This is a genomic window from Cryobacterium melibiosiphilum (assembly GCF_003602235.1).
GTDB classification, from domain to species: domain Bacteria; phylum Actinomycetota; class Actinomycetes; order Actinomycetales; family Microbacteriaceae; genus Cryobacterium; species Cryobacterium melibiosiphilum.
In genome coordinates this window covers 1-1,098 of record NZ_QZVS01000002.1, presented here as the reverse complement: position 1 = coordinate 1,098, position 1,098 = coordinate 1, and the positions used below count along the sequence as shown (strand labels likewise).

Genomic DNA, 1,098 nt, shown 5'->3' with positions numbered 1-1,098 from the left:
CGAGCCATCAACCGACCGGCCGCATCCACCTCATCGAGAAACCGGTTGCACCTCTCCATCCCCGGCTTCAACGCCCGCCGCGCCGCCTCAAACGGGTCCGGAGACGGGTACTCATCATCATCAGGCTCCTCATTGGGTACTTCTTCAGGTTTCTTCATGAGCATTAGTCAATACTGAACCTCTGACATTCCCGCCCCGAACCGGGGCCAAATAGCGCCTCAACCAGTCGCCCCAGAAAAAACTTTCAAGTATTCTTTGCCGCCTGGCGACACGGCCATGGCGACACAAAGAGTTCCGGACGCGCCAAACCGAGCGCGCTGTGCCAGATGGCCCGGCGCGCCCGGTTCGTGGGTGCTAAGTTGCAGCGCTCAAATGTCGCCTAGAGCCGCACGGTGCGAAACCGGTCGCCCATCAGCAGGCCCATTCCCATCAGCGGGAGGAGCAGGGCCACCGCCAGCAACGGGGACTCCTCAAATCCTGCTGTAGCCAGCGACGTGACCGTGACGGCGGCTGTGGAGCTGCCGCCGAGGGTGGCGTCACCAGACCCGGCCAGGGTTCCCGCGGCCGTGCTCGAACCGATGACGACGGATGCCGTCACTCCCGTTGTCACTGAACCTCCGGTCGCCGTGGTGCCGCCCGTCGAGCCGGTGGTGGTGCCACTGGTGCCGACGGTTCCCGTGGTGCCAATGGTTCCCGTGGTTCCCGTAGTGCCGGTGGTCTCGGTGGTCCCGGTGGTGCCAGTGGTGCCGGTGGTGCCGGTGGTGCCGGTGGTCCCGGTGGTCCCGGTGGTCCCGGTGGTGCCAGTGGTTCCAGTAGTCCCCGTGGTCCCGGTGGCCGAAGTGAGGCCCGTCGTCGACGAGGTGCCGATGACGCTGATCGCGTTATTGGTCACCGCGACCGGAGCTCCGAAGGTCCCGAACAGCTGGGTGCCGCCGAGGATGCTGTCTTCTCCGTCGGTGGTCGAGGTCCCGAGTGTTCCGAGTGTTCCCGTTCGACCGGTCGTTTCGGTGGAGGTGCTGTCGCCGAGGATGCTGATGGCGTTGCCCTGGACGGTGACCGGGGCGGTCACGTCGGGGGTGACCTGGGTGCCGCCGGCGA

General features: G+C 65.8%; 1 pseudogene. It reads right to left on the bottom strand.

The features are described from left to right. Nucleotides 1-379: 379 nt before the first annotated feature. Nucleotides 380-1,098: pseudogene (locus tag D6T64_RS22345) on the bottom strand (hypothetical protein); the annotation flags it as partial.